The sequence below is a fragment of the Tenacibaculum sp. Bg11-29 genome (genome assembly GCF_002836595.1).
GTDB lineage: Bacteria > Bacteroidota > Bacteroidia > Flavobacteriales > Flavobacteriaceae > Polaribacter.
Genome location: NZ_PJBB01000003.1, coordinates 2090119 through 2112726 on the forward strand (window position 1 = coordinate 2090119; position 22608 = coordinate 2112726).

A 22608-nucleotide genomic window follows, 5' to 3' on the forward strand; every position below is an offset into this window, starting at 1 on the left:
TTTCCATTATGTTTTTTACAAATCTAAGGGATTTTTAATTAATTTAAAGTTGTGAGAAGCAACATGTGTATAAATTTCTGTAGTTTTACTAGAACTGTGTCCGAGTAAATTTTGAATATAGCGCAGGTTGGTACCATTTTCTAGAAGATGGGTAGCAAAAGAATGGCGTAACATATGAGGAGTTACTTTTTTATGTATGCCAGCTTTTTCACTAGCTTTTTTTAGGACTTTAGCTATACTTTCAGCAGAATACTTTTGACCTATTTTGCCTTCAAATAAATATGTTTTAGGTTTCCATTCTTTATAATATTCTCTTAATTCTTTAAGTACAGTATTAGAAAGTAAAGAGTACCTGTCTTTATTTCCTTTAGCTTTGTTAATATGTATTAGCATACGCTTGCTGTCTATATCTGTTATTTTTAAATTAAGTATTTCACCTCTACGTAACCCTGCAGAATAGAGTAAACTTATTATACAGCGATGCTTTATATTGTTTGTATTATTTATAATGGTAATAATTTCTTCTTTCGATATTACTTTTGGTAATTTATGTTCTTTTCTTGGTCTATCTATGCTGTAAAATCTATTAGGCATACCTAATACAGTCTCATAGTAAAATTTAATACAATTAATAGGTTGATTAACATAGCTATTCGATTTATTTTGCTGTATTAGTAATTGAAGGTAATTTTGGATATCTCTTTCAGATAGCTCGTTTATAGATTTTTCATAGAATTGATTCATAAACTTTTCAAATAATGAAATATAAATTTTGCAAGTATTTAAAGAGTATCTTTTTAGTTCTAGTTTTTGTAAGTAGGTTTCGGGAGCGTATTTATAAGATTCCTTTTTAACTCTATTTCTATACCAGTCAATATTTGGTAAAGTATTATTTCTTATAGGCTTCTCTTTAAAGAAAGAGCTACCGTGTATCCAAACAAGATCCTTAAACTTTTTAAATATAGCATCAATATTTTCCTTTGAATTTTTTAAGTAAACCATGTTATAATGTGTGCTCCATTTGGGTTTAGGTAACTCTTTTATTAATGCATGAATAACCTTATTTGGAGAAAACTGTAAGCCAATCATCTTAGAATTATTAATAAACAAATGCTTTAAAGTAATATGTTTTGGAACTGATTGCATGGCATAAAAATGAAAATAAGCCGTCAGTTAAAAAAATATAAACGTAGATTTAAACGTTTATGAAAAAGAAATGTTTGTATTGTAAAAATGAATTAGAAGGAAGAATTGATAAAAAATACTGTTCGTCATATTGTAGATCGTCTTACCATTATGAAAATGATAAAGAAAAAGGGGATAGCTTATTCAAAACAATAGATAATAAATTAAAAAATAATAGAAAGGTTTTAAAGTACTTTAATAAAGCAGGTTTTACAACTATAAGAAAAGAGGAACTTTTTGAGAAAAATTTTGACTCTAAGTACTTTACACATTATTGGAAGAATAGTAAAGGAGATGTTTATTTATTTTGCTATGAATATGGTTTTATGAGCAAAAAAGAAAAGTATGTATTAGTGCATTGGCAAGACTACATGAATACTTAATTATAGGTTGGTTGCTTTAGAAATTTCTTTTCTAGTAGAAATCATTGCATCACAAAAGCGATCTAATTTAGCAAAATTTCAAGATCTTGTAGACTGTAGAATTCTTTAAAAAGTAGTAGTTTAAGGAAATAGAGAAAGGCCTTTTTAGTATGAAAGTGCGTTCTGATTATGTTATTTGGAGTGTTTTTTTTCTTTTATTATATTTCCACAAAAATCATAAGTCAACCATTTTCCTATTTTTTTATCATTTAGTTTTTTTCCTTCTTTATATAGGTAGTTTTCTTTTTTTTTTTTTCATAAAATGCTTCTCGTGAATAATAATCTCAACTAATGCTGTTTTCTTATTGTAGTCAATTTTTTCAGTAGTTTTTTTTAGGGAAACAATTCCATTTAAATCATGAAATTTATAACTTAAACAGTTTCCATATTTATCAAATAGTGACTCTGTTCTTTTTTTACCTCTTTTATTAAACTCTAAAAACACACCAGTCAAATATTCATATTGTTTATTTTTATAACTGATTTTCATATTGTTTTTTAATTCTCTAATTTTTCCATTCTTCCACTTTGTATTTACTTTAGAAGAATCTAAGAATATATAATCATTAGTAAAATCAAGATAACTATCTGTATATTGAGAAAAACAGATTCCATATACTGTAAAACAAATAATTAATATTATTTTTTTCATCATTTAATTTTTTAACAAAAATATAATATTTCTAATTCAGCATAGGGGTAAAAGAAGGTAAGAGTATTATAAAAACAAAAAACTCACCAAATAGGTAAGCTTTTTATTTTATAAAGAGTGTTTTTTAAACCTCATCATCTATATAATCTTCAATAGGATTACAAGAACAAATTAAATTACGATCTCCAAAAGCATCATCAACACGACGTACTGAAGACCAAAACTTATTATCAGCAATATACTCTAAAGGAAAAACAGCTTGCTTACGAGTGTATGGTAAAGACCATTCATCGGCAGTTAACATACCTTGTGTATGCGGTGCACTTTCTAAAGGATTGTTGGTGTTCTCTTTAGCTGCTTCAGTAATTTAAATTGTTGGTAGGAAATTGAAAAAGCTCATTTAAGGAGGAATAATCAAGATCTTTCGAAACAGGATATCCTAAAAAGTTATCACGTGTAATAGTTAGTCGTTATTTAAGGGTGTTTAATTTCTGAAAATATTTTTTTCACCACCTTATTTTACTATTAAACAATAGGAATTTTAGTTGACTATTATTTTAGAATACTTCACATCTCAATTTAGACGCTTCACTTATAAATAATAATTTAGATTAGTCCCTTACTGTATGTTTGTACCATGAATAAGAAGTAATGCTTTGATATATAGGTGTTATTGGTGTGATAGGAATTGAACTAATAGATTTTTAATAAATTAATTTAATAAATAAAATGATGAATAACAAAACGATTTTTAAGACAATAATATTAGTAACAATTCTCTTATTTTGTAAATCATTTTCTCTTTTAGCGAGTTCTACAGAAGATACTTCTAAAAAAAATGATAAGTGGATATTATTAGGTATCACAACAGTAAAAGGGAGTTTAGATAGAGATGAAGTAAAAATTACTGGTAGTAAAGGTATGTTTACACACCTTAAAATTAAGGTGAGAAATGCTTCTTTAGAAATGAAGAAAATGGTAGTTTATTTTGGAAATGGTAGTACGCAAGATGTTTGGTTAAAGAATCGTTTTTCTAAAGGACAGGAGTCAAGAGAAATAGATTTGAAAGGGGATAAACGACTCATTAAAAAAGTTGTTTTTTTGTATAAAAAAGGAAACTGGAGCAATAAAGCTCCTATTGTTGCGCTTATAGGTCAAAATAAATCGAGTAATAATAATCCACCTAAGCTTGTAGGAAAATGGAAGTTGTTAGGTATTACAACAGTAAAAGGAAGTGTAGATAGAGATGAAGTAAGAGTTACTGCTAGTAAAGGTATGTTTACACATCTTAAAATTAAAGTAAGAAATTCTTCGTTAGAAATGAAAAAAATGATTGTACATTTTGGTGACGGTAGCAAACAAGATGTTTGGTTAAAGAATCGTTTTTCTAAAGGACAGGAATCAAGAGCAATAGATCTTAAAGGAAATAAAAGAATTGTTAAAAAAGTTATTTTTTGGTATAAAAAAGGAAGTTGGAGTAATAAAGCTCCTATTGTTGCGCTTATAGGTAAATAAAGAAATGTTTCTAATAAATTAGAATTTTAGTACATAACAAAAAAACTCACCAAATAGGTGAGTTTTTTGTTTTTATAAAGAGAGTTTTTTAAACCTCATCATCTATATAATCTTCAATAGGATTACAAGAACAAATTAAATTACGATCTCCAAAAGCATCATCAACACGACGTACTGAAGGCCAAAATTTATTATCAGCAATATACTCTAAAGGAAAAGCAGCTTGCTTACGAGTATATGGTAAAGACCATTCATCGGCAGTTAACATACCTTGTGTATGCGGTGCATTCTTTAAAGGATTGTTGGTGTTCTCTTTAGTTGCTTCAGCAATTTCCTTTCTAATAGAAATCATAGCATCACAAAAACGATCTAACTCAGCAATATTTTCAGATTCTGTAGGCTCTACCATAATGGTACCAGCAACAGGAAAAGAAACTGTAGGTGCATGAAAACCATAATCCATTAAACGCTTAGCGATATCAACAACTTCAATTCCGTTTTGTTTAAAAGAACGACAATCTAAAATCATTTCATGCGCAGCACGATTCATTTCACCAGAATATAATGTGTCGTAATGACCATTTAAACGCTCTTTAATATAGTTAGCATTTAAAATAGCTAACTTAGTAGAGTCTGTTAATCCGTTAGCACCTAACATTGTTATGTAACCGTAAGAAATTAAACAAGCTAAAGCAGAACCCCAAGGCGCTGCTGAAATAGCTGTGATAGCATGCTCTCCACCAGTTTTTATTAAAGGATTGGTTGGTAAAAAAGGAACTAGTTGAGGAGCAACACAAATTGGTCCAACACCAGGACCACCACCACCGTGAGGAATCGCAAATGTTTTGTGTAAGTTTAAGTGACAAACATCTGCACCAATAGTTGCAGGGTTTGTTAAACCTACTTGCGCATTCATGTTCGCACCGTCCATATAAACCTGACCGCCATTATCATGAATAATTTGCGTAATTTCTTTAATAGCTTTTTCGTAAACACCGTGTGTAGATGGATACGTTACCATTAAAGCAGCTAAATTATCTTTATGTTTTTCAGCCTTTGCACGTAAATCTTCAACATCAATATTTCCTCTTTCATCTGTTTTGGTAACAACTACCTTCATACCAGCCATAACTGCTGAAGCAGGATTTGTTCCGTGAGCAGAAGCAGGAATTAAACAAATATTTCTGTGAGCATCATCGTTTGATTTATGATAAGCACGAATAACCATTAAACCAGCAAACTCTCCTTGTGCACCAGAATTTGGCTGTAAAGAAGTACCCGCAAAACCTGTAATTACGTTTAGTTGGTTTTCTAAATTAGTTAAAACTTTTTGATATCCTTGAGCTTGATCAATAGGTACAAAAGGGTGAATGTTTCCCCATTGAGGATTACTTAATGGTAACATCTCTGAAGCAGCATTTAGCTTCATAGTACAAGAACCTAAAGAAATCATAGAATGATTTAACGATAAATCTTTACGCTCTAATTTTTTAATATAACGCATCATTTCAGATTCTGATTGATACGTATTAAATATTTCGTTATCTAAGAAAGAAGTATTTCTTTTAGCGTTTGCAGGAATTACATCTGATGCTGTAAACTCGGTAACAGTAATGTCTTGTACATTAAAAGCTTGTTCAAAACAATCAACAATAGCATTAATTTCTTTTAAGCTAACAGTTTCGTTTACTGAAATAGAAACATGGTTATCGTCAATATAATTAAAGTTAATTCCGTTTTTCTCAGCAACGACACGTAATTTTTTAGCTTCAACCTCAATTAATATAGTATCAAAATAAGCAGCATTTTTTTGCTTGAAACCTAAAGTTTCTAAAGCAGTAGCTAACGTATTTGTTGCAGTGTGAACCCTATCGGCAATATATTGTAAACCATCTTTACCATGGTACACAGCATACATACCTGCCATAACAGCTAATAAAACCTGTGCAGTACAAATATTAGAAGTTGCTTTTTCACGTTTAATGTGTTGCTCACGAGTTTGTAAAGCCATACGTAAAGCACGACCGCCATCAACATCTTTAGTAACACCAATTACACGACCAGGAAGACTACGTTTGTAAGCTTCTTTAGTCGCAAAATAACCAGCATGAGGCCCACCATAACCTAACGGAATTCCGAAACGTTGTGTAGTTCCTACAACTACATCGGCACCAAATTCACCTGGAGCCTTTAATTTTACTAATGATAAAATATCAGCAGCAACAGCTACTTTTATGTTTTTTTCATTACAATTAGCAACAAACTCAGTATAGTCATAAACCAAACCATGTTTTCCTGGGTATTGAACGATAGCACCAAAAAACTCTTCAGAAAAATCAAATTTTTCATGGTTTCCAATAACTAACTCAATTCCGATAGGAATAGCACGAGTTTGTAAAATTGATAATGTTTGTGGTAAAATATCTTCAGAAATAAAGAATTTATTTACACCTGCTTTTTTCTGAGCACGCTCACGAACATCATATAATAAAGCCATTGCTTCAGCCGCAGCAGTACCTTCATCTAATAAAGAAGCATTAGCTAACTCCATTCCAGTTAAATCACAAACCATTGTTTGGTAATTTAATAAAGCTTCTAAACGCCCTTGAGCAATTTCAGCCTGGTATGGTGTATATGCTGTATACCATCCCGGGTTTTCTAATATGTTTCTTTGAATAACACTAGGCACAATTGCCTCGTGATACCCTAAACCAATATAAGTTTTAAAAACACTGTTTTTTGCACCTAATTCGGTAATATGATTTAAATACTCATATTCACTCATTGCAGGAGCTAAATCTAATGCTGAATCTAAACGAATATCATCAGGAACAGTTTCAAAAATTAATTGGTCTAAACTATCTACACCAATAGTAGTAAACATTTGTTGATGGTCTTTCTCACGAGGACCAATATGTCTTAGTTGAAATGAATTAGTGTTCATTGTCTGTTGTTGTTTTTTTAAGTGCTTCAAAAATAATAAAATTGTATCATTCTATATGGTATATTTTTGCTTTAAAACAGATATTTTATTAACCAAAAGGAGAGGTTATAAACATAAAAACTATTTTTGTGTAATGAAACTCTTTAAAATAATAATTGATTTTTATATAAATGCTAGTATTCACGTAGCATTAGCTGTATTTTCTTTTGTTAGAATAACCGAGTTTTATTTAGAGCTAACAGGCAGTGAATCTTTAGGTTATTTTGTTTTTTATGCAACCGTTACAGCCTATAATTTTGTAAAATATGCAGGTGTAGCAAAACTGTACCATAGGAGTTTAACAACACATTTAAAAATAATTCAAATTTTCTCTTTAGTTTGTATTCTTTTAATGTGCTTTTATATGAGTAAGTTAAGTGTAAAAACATTATTATTTCTTGCCCCTTTAGGGCTGCTTACTTTTTTATATGCAATTCCTTTTCTTAGTGGGTTTCAAAAAAATTTAAGAAGTATTGGGTATTTAAAAATTATAATTGTAGCCACTGTTTGGGCTGGAATTACAGTGTTTTTACCAGCTTTAGATTCAGAAATAATTTTTACAAACTCATTGTATCTAATAGCTTTACAGCGTTTTTTGTTAGTGGTTGTTTTAATACTTCCTTTTGATATTAGAGATGTACAGTACGATGCGGTTTTACTACAAACAATTCCAAAAAAAATAGGAATTAAAAAAACAAAAAAGTTAGGTTATTCGTTGTTAGTTATTTGTTTACTACTAGAATTTGCTATAAAACCAAATCATGAGCTCATAACAGTGTTTTTACTATTTATGGCTATTACCTTAATCTTATTAATGAAATCTTCAGAAGAAAAATCAAAATATTACAGCTCATTTTTGGTGGAATCTGTGCCTATTATATGGTGGGTTTTATTATTAATAATAGCATAAGTAGCAGTTTTGTGTTTCGTAGAATAGTTGATTCTTAAAATAATTATTCGGGGTGATTACGGTCTAGTTGTTATAAGAAGTATCAGATTTGCAATTGTTTAAATTTCGTAAGGAAAAATATTTATAGTAAGTTTTTTATAAAAACAGTTGTATTTTCGTCAGCTTAACAAAACAACAACACAAAATATTAAAGCTAATATGAATTTAGTAAAACGAAGTTTCGTTTTCGATTTCGACAGTACCTTAACAAAGGTAGAAGCATTAGATGTTTTAGCAGAAATCACCTTAGCAGGGAATCCGAAAAAGGATGAAATTATTAAAGAGATTGTAAACATTACAAATCAAGGAATAGATGGGGAAATATCCTTTCCTCAATCTTTAGAAAAACGCATTAAACTATTAAAAGCTAAAGAGTCTGATTTACCTTTATTAATTAAGGAATTAAAACAGAAAGTTTCACGCTCTATAGAAAGTAATAAAGATTTTTTTGAAAATTTTTCTGATGATATTTATGTAATTTCAGCAGGGTTCAAAGAGTTTATAGACCCAATAGTTGCTGCGTATAATATTCCTTCAGAAAGAGTATTTGCAAATACTTTTAAGTTTGATAACGAAGGTGTTATTATTGGTTTTGATGTAGAGAACTCGCTCTCAAAACACAATGGTAAAATAGAATGTTTACAGAACTTAAATTTAGAAGGAGAAATACAAGTAATTGGTGATGGTTATAGTGATGCTGTAACGAAAAAAGCAGGTGTTGCTGATACCTTTTTTGCATATACAGAAAATGTGTCCAGGGAGAAAACAATTGCGAATGCTGACCATATTACGCCTAATTTAGATGAATTTTTATACCTAAACGATTTGCCAAGAAATATTTCATACCCAAAGAACAGAATTAAAATATTATTATTAGAAAATGTACATGCTGATGCTTTTACAAAATTAACAGCAGATGGTTTTGCTGTTGAAACCGTATCAAAAAGTTTATCAGAAGACGAGCTAATTGAAAAAATTAAAGACGTACATGTTTTAGGTATTCGATCTAAAACTCAAGTTACCCAAAAGGTGATTGAAGCTGCTGAGAAATTAATGGTTGTTTCTGCATTTTGTATCGGTACAAAGCAAATTGATTTAGATGCTTGTAAAGAAAACGGAGTAGTAGTTTTTAACGCACCTTATAGTAATACGCGCTCTGTAGTTGAATTAGCAATTGGAGAAATTATTATGCTAATGCGTAGTGTATTTCAGCGAAGTACAGAATTACACAATGGTGAATGGAATAAAACAGCACAAGGGTCAAGAGAGGTTCGTGGTAAAAAATTAGGTATTGTAGGTTACGGTAACATCGGAAAGCAATTATCAGTTTTGGCAGAAGCTTTAGGGATGGATGTGTATTATTACGATGTTGAAGATAAGTTAGCTTTAGGAAACGCAACAAGAATTAATACTTTAAAAGAATTGTTGAATATTTCTGATGTTGTTACTTTACATATAGATGATAATGCAGCGAACAAAAATTATATAGGTAAAGAGGAAATAGCTCAAATGAAAGACGGAGCGCATTTAGTTAATCTTTCTAGAGGGTTTGTGGTAGATATTGAAGCTTTAGTTGAAGCCTTAAAATCTGGTAAGTTAGCAGGAACAGCTGTTGATGTATATCCTGAAGAGCCAAGAAAAAATGGTGATTTTATAACGCAATTAAAAGGGTTAGATAATGTTATTTTAACTCCGCATGTTGGTGGAAGTACTGAAGAAGCACAAAGAGATATTGCTGATTTTGTTCCGAGTAAAATTATGGCATATATTAATTCAGGAAACACCGTAGATGCCGTTAATTTTCCAAATATAAGATTACCACGTCAAACAAACGCACACCGATTTTTACATATTCATAAAAATGTTCCTGGTGTAATGGCCAAAATTAATAAGGTATTGGCTAAATATGAACTGAATATTACAGGACAATATTTATCTACAGATTCTAAAGTAGGATATGTAATTACTGATATTGATAAAGAATATAACCAAGAAGTAATTGCTAAACTTCGTAAAGTAGACGGTACTATTAAATTTAGAGTATTGTATTAAAAAGTAAATTTTAATTTTAAAAAAGCCTTGTAATATTTTATAAGGCTTTTTTTTATAAAGAATCAAAATCTTGTAAAGTCCTTTCAATCAAAGTAGCTCCTTTTTGTAAAATAGAAATGTAGTTATGTACATTTTCCAATTTAAATCGACTAGAAGGTCCTGAAGCACTAATGCTAGCAATGGCATTTTTATTTTTGTTAAAAATAGGGATGGCTATACAAATCAATCCTAATTCAAACTCTTCTAAATCTAAAGCATATCCTTGTTTTTTTATAGTTTGCAATGCTGTTCTTAATTCCGAAGCTTTGGTAATTGTTTTTTTAGTGAATGTAATTAAAGAGCTATTCTTAAAATAATTGCTCTGATTCTCAATTGAAGAAAAAGCCAATAATAGTTTTCCTGATGCAGTTGCATGAGTAGGTTGGTAAGAACCAATTGAGGTGCTAATTTTTAATCCTTGCAAGCTGTCTGCTTTATTGATGTGAAAAACTTGCAGCTCTTTTAAAGTGCTAAGTAACACCGTTTCTTGAATTTCTAAAGCGATATTTTTTATAGTTTCATTGGTAACCGTAATTAAAGATTGATATAATGAAACACGATTACCTAACTCAAAAAGTTTACTACCTAGGCGATATTTATCATTTTCATTTTGATGTATAACATTTAATGAAACCAAAGTGCTTAATAATCTATAGGTAGTGCTTTTGTTATAGCCTGTTTTATTCGCTAATTCACGAACGCCCCATTCTTTTTTATCATTTGTAAAAGCATCTAAAACAGTAAAAGCTTTTATGATTGATTGGTTTAAATTTTTGTTATCAATAATCATTTCCGAAAATAATTTTTGCTAATATAATAAAAAAGTGTAGATTTATAAAACACCGTTTCATTAAGTGAAACGCTTTAGTCTTTTTGATTTTCTTTTAAATCAAGTATCTTTAGTGTTTCCGCGAAAAGGTTTTTTGAAATAAAAAGAAGTATGTATAAAGCAACACTCGATTACGCACAACAACAAGATAAGGAAGATAAATTAGCGCATTTGCGCAATCAATTTCATATACCTAAAGATAAAGAAGGTAATGAGTGGTTGTATTTTACAGGGAACTCGCTTGGGTTGCAACCTAAAAATACTCAAAAATATATTCAACAAGAATTAGATGATTGGGCTAATTATGGAGTAGAGGGGCATTTTGAAGGAAACACACCTTGGTTGCCTTATCATGAGTTTTTAACAGAGAATATGGCAAAAATAGTGGGTGCAAAACCACTAGAAGTTGTGGTGATGAATACTTTAACAACCAACTTGCATTTGTTAATGGTCTCTTTTTATCAACCAACAAAAAAGAAGTATAAAATTGTAATAGAATCAGATGCTTTTCCTTCAGATAGATATGCAGTACAATCTCAATTAAAATTTCATGGGTTTGATGTAGAAGAAGGGTTGATTGAATGGAAGCCAAGAGCGGGAGAAGAATTATTAAATATTGAAGATTTAGAAACGATTGTTGCTGAACAAGGAGATGAAATAGCGTTGCTGTTAATAGGAGGTGTTAATTATTACACGGGTCAATATCTAGATTTAAAACGTATTGCAGAAATAGGACATTCAAAAGAATGTTTTGTAGGGATTGATTTGGCGCACGGAGCAGGTAATATATCACCAGAGTTACACGATTCGGGAGTAGATTTCGCAGCTTGGTGTACTTATAAGTATTTAAATTCAGGGCCAGGTAGTTTAGGAGGATTGTTTGTGCACGAAAAGCATGCACATAATAAAGAATTACCACGTTTTTCTGGTTGGTGGAATCATAATAAAGAAACACGATTTAATATGCGTCAACCATTCGATGTAATGGCAGGGGCAGAAGGTTGGCAATTAAGTAACCCACCAATATTATCTATGGCAGCAATTAAAGCATCATTAGATATGTTTGCTGAGGTAGGAATGGAAGCTTTACGAGAAAAATCAGAAAAACTAACAGGTTATTTTGAGTATCTAATCAACCAAATAGATTCGGATTCAATTAAGATTATAACACCATCAAATCCAAAAGAAAGAGGTTGTCAATTATCTCTTCAAGTGAAAAATGCGGATAAAAACTTACATAAAAAACTAACAGAAAATAATATTATTACCGATTGGCGAGAGCCAGATGTTATTCGTTGCGCACCAGTACCAATGTATACTAGTTTTGAAGATGTGTATAAAATGGTTTCTGTTTTAAAAGGATTGTTATAATTAAAAGTAAAATGTCTCCTCGAGTGCAGTCGAGAGATATTTATTAGTTCTCGACTGCGCTCGAATAGATATTAGAATAAAATGAATAAAAAAAATAACATACTGATTATAGGTGCTGGTTTATGTGGAAGCTTATTAGCTTTGCGATTAGCACAAAGAGGATATAAAGTTGCCGTATATGAAAGTAGACCAGATTTAAGAACTACTGATATTTCAGCAGGAAGATCAATAAACTTAGCACTGTCTGACCGTGGATTTAAAGCCTTACGTTTATGTGGCGTAGAAGAAAAAGCACGTGAAATATGTATTCCGATGTATGGTCGTTTAATTCACGATATTAAAGGAAATACTTTTGCCTCTAATTACTCAGGAAGAGAAGGAGAATACATAAACTCAATTTCTCGTGGCGATTTAAACGGTATTTTATTAACCGAAGCTGAAAAACATGAGAATGTAACCATTCATTTTAATAAGAAATGTAGTTCAATAGACATAGAAAATACCATTGCGCATTTTAAAGATTATAAAACCAAAGAAGAGTTTTCTATAAATGCGGATGTAATTTTCGGAACAGATGGCGCTGGTTCGATATTGAGAAAAAGTTACTACTTAGAAAGAAAATTCTTATTTAGTTACTCACAAAATTATTTATCACACGGCTATAAAGAGCTAGAAATTCCTGCAGATGCCTTAGGAAACCATCAAATAAGTAAAGAGCATTTACATATTTGGCCTCGTGGCGAGTATATGTTAATAGCATTACCAAATATGGATGGGAGCTTTACCGTAACCTTGTTTTTAAGTTATGATGAAGGAGAATATAACTTTAATAATTTAATATCTGAAGAAAAGATAACTTCATTTTTTGAAACACAATTTCCGGATGCTTTAGCGTTAATTCCGAGTATTAAAGATGAGTTTTTAAATAACCCAACAGGAGCATTAGGTACTGTAAAATGTTCGCCATGGCATTATCAAAACAAAACCATTTTAATGGGAGATGCAGCACACGCTATTGTTCCGTTTTACGGACAAGGAATGAATGCTTCGTTTGAAGATGTTACTGTTTTTGATGAAATTTTAAGTCATTTCGAGCGCAGTCGAGAAGTAGAAGATTGGGAAACAGTTTTTAAAAGGTACGAGAAGGCAAGAAAAGAAGACACGGATGCTATTGCAGATTTAGCAATTGATAATTTTCATGAGATGAAAGATCATGTTGCAAATCCGATTTTTAAAGAAAAGCGAAAGTTAGAAATGTCTTTAGAAGAGAATTTTCCTTCGGCATATTTTTCAAAATACTCGATGGTAACTTTTAATGAAAATATTCCGTACGCAGAAGCAATGAAAAAAGGACGTGCGCAAGATAAAGCGTTATTAAATATGGTTACACATCATGACTTAGAAGCAATTACTGATTTAAAAGAAGTACTTAAAAAAGTACAAGAAGAAACGAACGAAATTTTAAACGAAGATAAAATTGCAGGGATGTAATGTGTAAAATACCTCACAGGTTTTTAAAACCTGTGAGGTATCAAAAATAAATATGAAAACATACATTGTTTTATTACGTGGAATTAATGTATCGGGAAAAAATAAACTTCCGATGGCTGAGCTACGTGAATTATTAAATGATTTAGGTTTTAAAAATGTTGAAACCTATATTCAGAGTGGTAATATTATTTTAAGTTCAGATGAAAAGAAAGTTGAGGTTTGTAAAAAAGTAAATAAAGGAATTGCAGATAAATTCGGTTATGATATTCCTGTGCTAGTAAGAACACCACAAGAATGGACAGCGATAATTGAAAAATATCCTTTTTCAATAGAGAATGAAAAAATAGTTGCTTTTACTTTTTTAGATAAAACAACAAGTGAAACTGAAATTGAAATAAAAGGAATTAAAGAAGATCAATATAAAATAGTCGGTGATGTAGTTTATTTAAATTGTCCATCAGGTTTCGGAAAAACAAAATTGACGAATAATACAATAGAAAAAAAATTAAACCTAGTAGCAACAACAAGAAATTATAAAACAACTTTAAAGTTATTAGAATTAGCGAAAGACCTCACAGGTTTTTAAAACCTGTGAGGTCTACATAATAAATAGATGAAATACGAAATTTTACAATCAAATAATTATTACCATATTTTCAATCAAGGAAATAATGGAGAAAATATCTTTATAGAAGATGTTAACTATATTTATTTCTTAAAATTAATCAAAAAGTATGTAAATCCTATAGCTAATGTTTTATCGTATTGTTTATTAAAGAATCATTTTCATTTATTGGTTCAGATAAAAGAAGTAGCTGAAGAGAAAAAAGTATCTAAATCATTTTCTAACCTATTTAATTCATACTCAAAATCAATAAATAAGAAGTATAATAGAAGTGGTAGTTTATTTAGAGACCGATTTAAGAGAATTAAGGTTGAAGAAGAAGTCTATTTAAAAAAGTTAATAATTTATATAAATTTAAATCCAATTTATCATCAATTTGTAACGAGCTTAAATGATTATAAACACTCATCATATTTAAGTCTTATTTCAGAAAAAAGCACTTTATTAAAAAGAGAAGAAGTGTTGTTTCTGTTTGAGAATAAAGAAAATTTTATATATCATTTAACTTACAAAAAATTGGAGTTTGATGAAAAATTGACGGCATTAGTTTTAGAATAATTAAATATAGACTTCACAGGTTTTTAAAACCGATGAGGTTTCCTAAGTAAAGTAATATGGAAAAAAAAGTAACACCAAGAGGCGCATATCCACACGTAAAAGTTGTAGGAGATTTTATTTTTGTATCGGGTACAAGTTCACGACGAGCAGATAATACGATTGCAGGAGTAGATATTATTGACGAAATGGGAACCAAGCATTTAAATATCGAAACACAAACACGTGAGGTTTTACAAAACATAGATAAAAATTTACAAACAGTAGGAGCGAGTTTAAAAGATGTAGTTGATGTTTCTACGTTTTTAGTAAATATGAATGATTTTGCAGGCTATAATAAAACATATGCTGATTTTTTTGAAAAAGAAACTGGGCCAACACGTACAACAGTAGCGGTACATCAATTACCGCACCCTGATTTAGTGGTGGAGATTAAAGTAACGGCTTATAAAAAGAAGTAGAATGAATACTATAAAATTGTTATTTGTAATTTCATTATTTAGTTCTTGTTTAGGGCAAAATAATAATAAAAAAAACATAAAAATGGTAGATATATCTAAACTAGATAAAGTTTCAGAAATGTTAGATGAAAATTTATTTTGGAAAATTATTGATTACTCTAAAAGAGCCGAGAGTCAAGAGAAAACCTTAATAAGTGAGATTTTAAAATTATCACCTAAAGAGATAGTGGGGTTTAGATTGAGAACAGACAAATTACTTTTTGATACTTATAACTCTCAAATGTGGTGTGCTGGGTACATAATGAATGGAGGTTGTTCAGATGATGGATTTGAGTATTTTAGAAATTGGGTTATTTCAAGAGGAAAAGAAGTTTTTTATAAGGCAAAAGAAAATCCAGATAGTTTAATATCTCAAGTTGGTAATAATGATTTTTACGAATTTGAAAGTTTTTGGTATGTTGCTCTAGATGCATTTAAACAGAAAACAGGTAAAGAGCTATATGATTATATAGATTATAATAAATTTAAAACAAGTGAAGGTAATTATCCTCAGTTTAAATTTGATTGGAGTGAAGAGAGACCAGAAACAATGAAAGTGATTTGCCCAAATCTTTACTCTAAATTATGGAATTAAATCAAATGCATATTAAAAACTACATAAACGGCGAATTTGTAAATCCAATAAATGGAAATTACATTGATAATTACAATCCTTCAATAGGTGAAGTATATGGTCAAATTCCTAATTCATCAAAAGAAGATGTTGAAGCTGCATATAATTCTGCCAAATCTGCCTTTAGGCAGTGGTCAGAAACAACCTTAGACCAAAGAAGTAAAATATTATCGAAGATTGCGGAATTAATAAAAGAGAAATTATCTTTTTTAGCAGAAGCAGAATCTAAAGACAACGGAAAGCCAATTAGTTTAGCAAAACAGATTGACATTCCAAGGGCAGCAAGTAATTTTCAGTTTTTTGCAAATGCCATTACCCAGTTTTCATCAGAAGCGCATGAAAGTGTCGGTTTAAATGCGATGAATTTCACCTTGCGTCAACCAATTGGTGTGGTAGGCTGTATTTCTCCATGGAATTTACCGCTGTATTTATTTACGTGGAAAATTGCTCCGGCAATTGCAGCAGGAAACTGTGTGGTAGCAAAACCAAGTGAAGTAACACCAATGACAGCTTATTTATTAGGAGAAATCTGTAATGAGGCTGGTCTCCCAAAAGGAGTCTTAAATATTGTCCACGGTTTAGGAGGTTCAACAGGACAAGCAATTGTAGCACACCCGAATATTAAAGCAATTTCATTTACAGGAGGAACAACAACAGGAGCGCATATTGCACGAGTAGCAGCGCCAATGTTTAAGAAGTTATCTCTAGAGTTGGGAGGGAAGAATCCGAATTTAATTTTTGCAGATTGCGATTACGATAAAATGTTAGCAACCACAGTTAGATCGTCGTTTGCAAATCAAGGTCAGATTTGTTTATGCGGAAGTAGAATTTTTGTGGAAGAGAAAATCTATGAAAAATTCAAAAAAGATTTCGTTCAAAAAGTATCTCAATTAAAAGTTGGGAATCCGGCAAGTAACGATACAAATATTGGAGCCTTGGTATCTAAACAGCATTTAGAAAAAGTAAAATCATATATTGATATTACTGAACAAGAAGGAGGTAAGATTCTTTTTGGAGGCGAAACTGTGACTGTCACCGACAGTGAAAACGGATATTATTTACAACCTACAATAATTGAAGTAACGGATAATAAATGTCGATTGAATCAAGAAGAAATTTTTGGACCAGTTGTTACTATTATGCCTTTTAAAACAGATGAAGAAGCGTTAGCATTAGCAAACGATGTAAAGTATGGATTATCTGCAACACTTTGGACAAATAATCTAAACAGAACGATGCAAATATCAAAACAAGTTCACGCAGGAATTGTTTGGGTAAATACATGGTTGTTACGAGATTTAAGAACTCCGTTTGGAGGACAAAAAGAAAGTGGTGTAGGACGCGAAGGAGGTTTTGAAGCATTGCGCTTTTTTACCGAACCTAAAAACATTTGTATACATTATGAATAAAGAAATACGACAAAAATTTATTGAAGTTTGTAACGAGAAAATTGCAAAAAAGGGAGATAATGTAGGTTTGTCTTTCTACGCATTTTTCAAGAATAAAAATGACAATCCAAAGCTTTTAATGGAAGTTGCAAAATGGTGGATTGAAACACATCAGTTAGATCATTTTGAAAAAGCAGTAAAGATTAAAGCAATGATTGAAAATAGTTAATGGTATAAAGTTATGACAAATAATATAGGATTGATATTAATTGATATTCAAAAAGGATTTGACGAAGAAGAGCATTGGGGAGGGAATAGAAATAATAAAAAAGCAGAACAAAACTGTAAGAAAATACTAGATATTTGGAGAGCTCTTAAACAACCAGTTTTTCATATTGTTCATAGTTCTCAAGATCCTACTTCTAAATTACATGAATCAAATAAAGGGTATGAAATAAAAGATTTAGTAAAGCCGATAGACGGAGAACCTGTTATAAAAAAGAATGTTAATAGTGCATTTATTGGCACTGATTTAAAAGAAAGGTTAGATAATCAAGAAATTAAAAAGCTAGTTATTGTAGGTTTAACAACGAATCATTGTGTATCTACTTCTACTAGAATGGCAGGTAATTATGGATATGATGTGTATTTAATTTCAGATGCAACAGCAACTTTCGATAGAGTAGGAGTTAATGGTGAAGTTTTTCCTGCCGAAATAATACATCAAACTACACTAGCAAATTTGCATAAAGAATTTGCTACAGTTATTAATACAGAAGAAGTAATATCAATGTTCTAAATTGAAATAAATGAATTTAAATATACAAAATAAAAACGCCTTAGTTTGCGGTAGTACACAAGGAATAGGAAAAGCATCAGCATTTGGTTTAGCATCCGAAGGTGTAAATGTAACGTTGATTGCTCGTAATGAAGAAAAGCTTAAAAAAGTTTTAGCAGCATTACCAAATAACAATCAAAATCATAGTTATATAGTTGCTGATTTTTCGAATCCGAAGGAATTAAAAGAAAGAATTGAAGCATCAAAATTAAACTTTCATATTTTGGTGAATAATACGGGAGGTCCTGCGGGAGGCCCTATTTTTAATGCTGAGTTAGCTGAGTTTGATAGCGCTTTTACACAGCATTTAAAATGTAACCATGTTTTGGTACAAGCAGTTGTTCCGTTTATGAAAGAAGCAGGTTTTGGTAGAGTTATTAATGTAATATCTACTTCTGTAAAACAACCTTTAGATGGTCTTGGGGTTTCTAATACGATTCGTGGAGCTGTTGCAAGTTGGTCTAAAACATTAGCAAATGAACTAGGTCAGTTTAATATTACGGTAAATAATGTGTTGCCAGGAGCTACAGGAACAGAAAGGTTAAAAGAAATTATAAACAATAAAGCAGCAAAAACAGGACTGTCTGTTGATGAGGTTTCAACAAATATGATGAACGCGTCACCAGCAAAACGTTTTGCAAAGCCAGAAGAGATTGCCAATGCAGTGGTTTTTTTAGCAAGTGAAAGTGCAAGCTTTATTAATGGTGTTAATGTTCCTGTTGACGGTGGAAGAACAAAATCTTTGTAGATATATAGAATCAAAAATCAAACAATCATGAGCAAGTTAGTACAGCCTTTAAATTTTAAGAAGTGGATTGATGAAAACCGTCATTTATTAAAACCACCAGTGGGTAATAAACAGGTGTGGGATAATGGCGAATATATTGTAATGGTTGTTGGTGGGCCAAATAACAGAAAGGATTATCATTATAATGAAACGCCCGAGTTTTTTTATCAAGTAGAGGGAGATATGATTTTAAAAATCATTGATGCTAAAGGAGAAATGATTGATGTAGAAATTAATGAAGGAGATATTTATTTATTACCAGGAAAAGTACCGCATTCTCCACAGCGAAAAGAAAATACGGTTGGATTGGTGATTGAATATCCACGTGATGAAGGAATGTTAGATGCATTAGAATGGTATTGTGAAAAATGCAATACTCAACTTTATAGAGAAGAATTTGCATTAGACAATATTGTAACCGATATGCCTATTATTTTTGATACCTATTATTCTGATACTAAAAAATGTACTTGCTCTAATTGCGGAACTGTAATGCAAGCGCCTAAGAAAATTAAATAAGCATTGTCTTTACTATATAGCTGTTAATCTAGCATTAGCAGTTTAAAAAATTAACGTCATTACGAGGAAGAATGACGAAGTAATCTCTAATAAATTAAAAAATTGCCATGGTTAAAGCCTTGCAATGATAAGATTAAAATGGAAAAACGCAAATTACGTATAAACGGACATTCACATTTATTACCATATCCAGAACAGATTCCTAGTTTTATGAAGGAAAAAGAAATTTTTTGGGTAGATGATGAACGTAAGCACATGTTGCAAAAGGGGTGGAAGCGACCTGTTACTGATTCTAGTTTTTTTTTAGATGAGAAATTACTTTGGATGGAAAAAAATAAGTTAGACCATGCGGTAGTTTTAAATCTTTCTCAATTGTATGGAAATGGGTTGCGCTTAGAAGAAATGAAAAAGGCGTTGCGTTTCCAAAATGATTTTAACGCAAAAGTACAACATGATCATCCTGGTAAATTTACTTGTGGTTTTGTGGTACATCCTGGTTTTATTCAAGGGGCTTTATGGGAAATGGAACGTTGTGTAGAAGAGCTAGGTTTAAAAGTGTTATGCTTGCCTACTCACTTTATGGATTCGATAGGGCAATGGCGTTGTGTTTTTGATAAAGAAAATGATGCTCTTTTTGAATTAGCAGATAAATATAAACTAGCTATTGAAATACACCCGTATGACGGAGATAAGATGATTAAGTTAGAAAATACCAACTGGCGTTTTCATTTAATATGGATGTTAGCACAATGTGGTGACGCGTATCATTTTTATACCTTAAACGGAATGCAAGAACGTTTTCCGAATATTAGAACCTGTTTTGCGCATGGAGGGCAATTAGCACAAATGAATTTAGGACGTCGTATTCAAGGATTTGACGGAAGACCAGATTTGTTTGAAGGAAAAACGCATCCAAGGAAAGCAGTAGGGCATCCAAATATCTTTTTTGACACCTTGGTTCATGATACAGATTCGTTAAAGTTAATGATAGATCGTCAAGGCTCAAATCAAGTGATTATGGGCTTAGATGATCCATATCCGTTAGGTGAAATGGAAAGTGATGCACAATCATCATATCCAGGTAAATTATTAGACTTAGCAATCGATAGAGATATTATAAATAAAAAGCAATATCATGAGATATGGGAAGATAACACTTTACGCTGGCTGTTTGGTGATGATGAAAAAGCAAAACAAGACTTAATATCAAAAATTTTAGGATAAAAATATTTGTAAAACACATTTTTTATCAACATTATTAGCATTTAAAAAGCAATGAATAAAAGCATGTATTTAAATACAGGTATAGCGTCTTTATTGGCGTTTATCTTGTTATTGATAATGAATTATACATGGCCTTTAACAGAGTATTCGTTGAATGATGTGCTATTGAATAATGTGAGTATTTCTGTTTTAGAGAAAGAAAGTTTAATTAAATTAATAGGGATTAACTATGCTTTAGATACGGTATTTATTTTTTCATGGATAGGATCTTGGATTGGAATATTTTTGCATTTTAAATCATTAAATATAAATCTAATAAGTGTTTGCTTTGGATTGAGTCTTTTGGGAGCTTTATTAGATATTACTGAAAACTCAATAAGTTTTTCATTATTAACAGGAAATAATAAAAATGTTGAGGGCATTTTATTTATACATTCAATTATAAGAGATATAAGTTTTTGGCTTCCAATGGTAGCGTCTTTTATGTTAGCTTTTATAATGCCCAAAACGAAAGGTATTGGTTTTATACTTTTAAAATTAACAGGAATTATAGGTATTCTATTTGCTATTCTTGGTATGTATATTCAGTTTTTTTCTGTATTTCCTTATTACTGGTTTATGTTATGGTTTTTTGCAGCTACCATTTTTTTGTTTGAGAATTTCTCAAAACGAGTATTATAAATTTAAGGTACTATTTTAATTTTTTAAAAATAATATAGTATGTTCGTTAGCTATAATGAAAAAACATATAAATTTTGATGTAAAATGAACGAAATAACCCAATTTCATAATTTATTACACATCTGTATTTCTTTTATTGGAGCTATATTATTACTAGCTATCTATTATAATATTAGAAAGCGATTTAAACAAGTATTAGAAGAAGGTAGCAATAGTAAGCGAGTAGATAAAGGTTTACTATATTTTAGTTTCGGAATGTTAGTATGGGTTGTTTCTGGTGTTTGGGCATATATTGCGGGTTATTTTAACTTTACAGAAATAAGTGTTTATCAAATAGGGGTAAATACATTATCTACAATAAATAACTTGTTTTGGTTATTAGCTTTGTATTATGTTTATGACGCTCCAAAATTTATTTATCAGAATGAAAAAAACGTAAAGGTTATTGGCGTTATTATACTTATAGTAGCATCATTAACGGTGTTTTTATCTTTGTTTGTTGAAAATGAAGTCTATTTTGGCGTAAAAATAGCTGCAGTTCCTGATGTGCTATTAACAACTTTTTTATGTTATTTAATGGCGGTTTCATTCTTTAGAACTTTTATGCACAGAGATTTAAAACTGGTTGCTATTATATCTGTAATTGCAATATTTTTATTATTCTTATCACAATTGTATGATGTGTTTATTGGTTTAGATAACGACTTTGTAAACCATATGATTCGGATTGTAGCAAAAACCTCTTTGGTGTCGGTATTTTTAGTTTTAGCAACAAGTTGGGTAATTCAATTAGCAAACACACCGAAACCTAATGAAATTAGAATTAAGTTTTTAGATTGGTCTTTAATACAGTTAAGTGTACCTTCTAAAGGTATTTATGATCAGAAAGTTGATTTTGGGTCGAAAACAACGCAGTACAAAAACTTATTAAACTTTGCATGTAAAAGAAAATTCTCTGAAGCGGCAGCGCAATCTATTGTTGTTAATTCTGGAGGAGAAATAAAAAGTCAGACCTATTTAACTAGAATAGTTGATAACATAAACTCAATACTTCAGTTAAAAGAAAACGATCGATTAGAACGAAAAGATTTAATTACATTTATTGGAGAAAGTAAGTATCGTCTACGAGTTTTGCCAGAACATATATTTATTGATAAAGCTTTGTTAGATGAATTTAGTGGATAGCTATAAATTGTTTAACTTTCCTAGTAATTGAATAAGTTTACTTTTTGCATATTCATATTTATTTTTTATTGCTTTCAATTAATTTAATTTAATTTAATTCCATTCCGGAAATTCTCCTGACTTAGCGAAAAGCGTTTTGTTCGGTGAACAATGAGGAGTAAAAATAAACAGTAAAAGATCTTAA

The 22608-nt window shown here is 30.6% G+C and carries 22 protein-coding genes and 1 pseudogene; 18 read left to right on the forward strand and 5 right to left on the reverse strand.

What is annotated here, in order from left to right; translation table 11 throughout:
• Window positions 1–15: 15 nt before the first annotated feature.
• Window positions 16–1146, reverse strand: coding sequence for a site-specific tyrosine recombinase/integron integrase (gene xerA, locus CXF68_RS09575; protein WP_232771634.1), 1131 nt, complete (start codon window positions 1144–1146; stop codon window positions 16–18).
• Between the two features lie 59 nt (window positions 1147–1205).
• Between xerA and CXF68_RS09580 the strand changes: the two genes are divergently transcribed.
• Window positions 1206–1568 (forward strand): hypothetical protein, encoded by a 363-nt coding sequence (locus CXF68_RS09580; RefSeq protein ID WP_101044133.1) that lies wholly within the window; start codon window positions 1206–1208, stop codon window positions 1566–1568.
• Window positions 1569–1833: 265 nt separating this feature from the next.
• On the opposite strand, the gene CXF68_RS09585 is transcribed toward CXF68_RS09580, so the two are convergent.
• Window positions 1834–2259 (reverse strand): hypothetical protein, encoded by a 426-nt coding sequence (locus tag CXF68_RS09585; protein ID WP_101044134.1) that lies wholly within the window; start codon window positions 2257–2259, stop codon window positions 1834–1836.
• A 124-nt stretch (window positions 2260–2383) separates the two neighbouring features.
• Window positions 2384–2599: pseudogene (locus CXF68_RS09590) on the reverse strand (hypothetical protein); the annotation flags it as partial.
• Between the two features lie 392 nt (window positions 2600–2991).
• Between CXF68_RS09590 and CXF68_RS09595 the strand changes: the two are divergent.
• Window positions 2992–3774: a DUF2541 family protein gene (locus tag CXF68_RS09595; protein WP_101044135.1), complete on the forward strand. Its 783-nt coding sequence runs from the start codon at window positions 2992–2994 to the stop codon at window positions 3772–3774.
• A gap of 88 nt (window positions 3775–3862) precedes the next feature.
• Here the strand turns inward: CXF68_RS09595 and gcvP are convergent, their stop codons facing one another.
• Window positions 3863–6718 carry an aminomethyl-transferring glycine dehydrogenase gene (gcvP, locus tag CXF68_RS09600; protein ID WP_101044136.1) on the reverse strand — a complete coding sequence of 952 codons (2856 nt, stop codon included), beginning with the start codon at window positions 6716–6718 and terminating at the stop codon, window positions 3863–3865.
• 133 nt (window positions 6719–6851) lie between these two features.
• Between gcvP and CXF68_RS09605 the strand changes: the two genes are divergently transcribed.
• Window positions 6852–7667: a hypothetical protein gene (locus CXF68_RS09605; protein ID WP_101047444.1), complete on the forward strand. Its 816-nt coding sequence runs from the start codon at window positions 6852–6854 to the stop codon at window positions 7665–7667.
• 198 nt (window positions 7668–7865) lie between these two features.
• On the forward strand, window positions 7866–9758 hold the full coding sequence (gene serA, locus CXF68_RS09610) for a phosphoglycerate dehydrogenase (RefSeq protein WP_101047446.1): 1893 nt from the start codon (window positions 7866–7868) through the stop codon (window positions 9756–9758).
• Between the two features lie 52 nt (window positions 9759–9810).
• Here serA and CXF68_RS09615 read toward each other — a convergent pair whose 3' ends face one another.
• Entirely contained in the window at window positions 9811–10587 is a 777-nt protein-coding gene (locus tag CXF68_RS09615; protein WP_101044137.1) for an IclR family transcriptional regulator, read from the reverse strand.
• A gap of 150 nt (window positions 10588–10737) precedes the next feature.
• On the opposite strand from CXF68_RS09615, the gene kynU reads away from it, so the two are divergent.
• From kynU to CXF68_RS09685, 14 genes are all read left to right on the forward strand, one after another.
• Window positions 10738–11997: a kynureninase gene (kynU, locus tag CXF68_RS09620; protein WP_101044138.1), complete on the forward strand. Its 1260-nt coding sequence runs from the start codon at window positions 10738–10740 to the stop codon at window positions 11995–11997.
• Between the two features lie 81 nt (window positions 11998–12078).
• Window positions 12079–13488: an NAD(P)/FAD-dependent oxidoreductase gene (locus CXF68_RS09625; protein WP_101044139.1), complete on the forward strand. Its 1410-nt coding sequence runs from the start codon at window positions 12079–12081 to the stop codon at window positions 13486–13488.
• 52 nt (window positions 13489–13540) lie between these two features.
• Window positions 13541–14074, forward strand: a complete 534-nt coding sequence (locus CXF68_RS09630; RefSeq protein ID WP_101044140.1) for a DUF1697 domain-containing protein — start codon at window positions 13541–13543, stop codon at window positions 14072–14074.
• Between the two features lie 27 nt (window positions 14075–14101).
• Window positions 14102–14671, forward strand: coding sequence for a transposase (locus CXF68_RS09635; RefSeq protein ID WP_101044141.1), 570 nt, complete (start codon window positions 14102–14104; stop codon window positions 14669–14671).
• 56 nt (window positions 14672–14727) lie between these two features.
• Window positions 14728–15129, forward strand: a complete 402-nt coding sequence (locus tag CXF68_RS09640) for a RidA family protein (RefSeq protein WP_101044142.1) — start codon at window positions 14728–14730, stop codon at window positions 15127–15129.
• A 1-nt stretch (window position 15130) separates the two neighbouring features.
• Window positions 15131–15763, forward strand: coding sequence for a DUF4240 domain-containing protein (locus tag CXF68_RS09645; RefSeq protein WP_101044143.1), 633 nt, complete (start codon window positions 15131–15133; stop codon window positions 15761–15763).
• Between the two features lie 5 nt (window positions 15764–15768).
• Window positions 15769–17211: an aldehyde dehydrogenase gene (locus CXF68_RS09650; protein ID WP_101047448.1), complete on the forward strand. Its 1443-nt coding sequence runs from the start codon at window positions 15769–15771 to the stop codon at window positions 17209–17211.
• Complete coding sequence (locus CXF68_RS09655) at window positions 17204–17419, forward strand: DUF6500 family protein (protein ID WP_101044144.1); 216 nt, start codon at window positions 17204–17206, stop codon at window positions 17417–17419. Before CXF68_RS09650 ends, CXF68_RS09655 begins: the two co-directional genes overlap by 8 nt.
• A 12-nt stretch (window positions 17420–17431) precedes the next feature.
• Window positions 17432–17989 (forward strand): cysteine hydrolase family protein, encoded by a 558-nt coding sequence (locus CXF68_RS09660; RefSeq protein WP_101044145.1) that lies wholly within the window; start codon window positions 17432–17434, stop codon window positions 17987–17989.
• 10 nt (window positions 17990–17999) lie between these two features.
• The gene (locus CXF68_RS09665) at window positions 18000–18776 is read left to right on the forward strand and encodes an SDR family oxidoreductase (RefSeq protein WP_101044146.1); all 777 of its coding nucleotides are present in this window, start codon (window positions 18000–18002) and stop codon (window positions 18774–18776) included.
• Window positions 18777–18803: 27 nt separating this feature from the next.
• On the forward strand, window positions 18804–19334 hold the full coding sequence (locus tag CXF68_RS09670; RefSeq protein WP_101044147.1) for a 3-hydroxyanthranilate 3,4-dioxygenase: 531 nt from the start codon (window positions 18804–18806) through the stop codon (window positions 19332–19334).
• A 138-nt stretch (window positions 19335–19472) separates the two neighbouring features.
• The gene (locus CXF68_RS09675) at window positions 19473–20558 is read left to right on the forward strand and encodes an amidohydrolase family protein (RefSeq protein ID WP_101044148.1); all 1086 of its coding nucleotides are present in this window, start codon (window positions 19473–19475) and stop codon (window positions 20556–20558) included.
• A 51-nt stretch (window positions 20559–20609) separates the two neighbouring features.
• Entirely contained in the window at window positions 20610–21239 is a 630-nt protein-coding gene (locus tag CXF68_RS09680) for a hypothetical protein (protein ID WP_157821901.1), read from the forward strand.
• 84 nt (window positions 21240–21323) lie between these two features.
• Window positions 21324–22424, forward strand: a complete 1101-nt coding sequence (locus CXF68_RS09685; protein WP_101044150.1) for a hypothetical protein — start codon at window positions 21324–21326, stop codon at window positions 22422–22424.
• The last annotated feature ends 184 nt before the right edge of the window (window positions 22425–22608 follow it).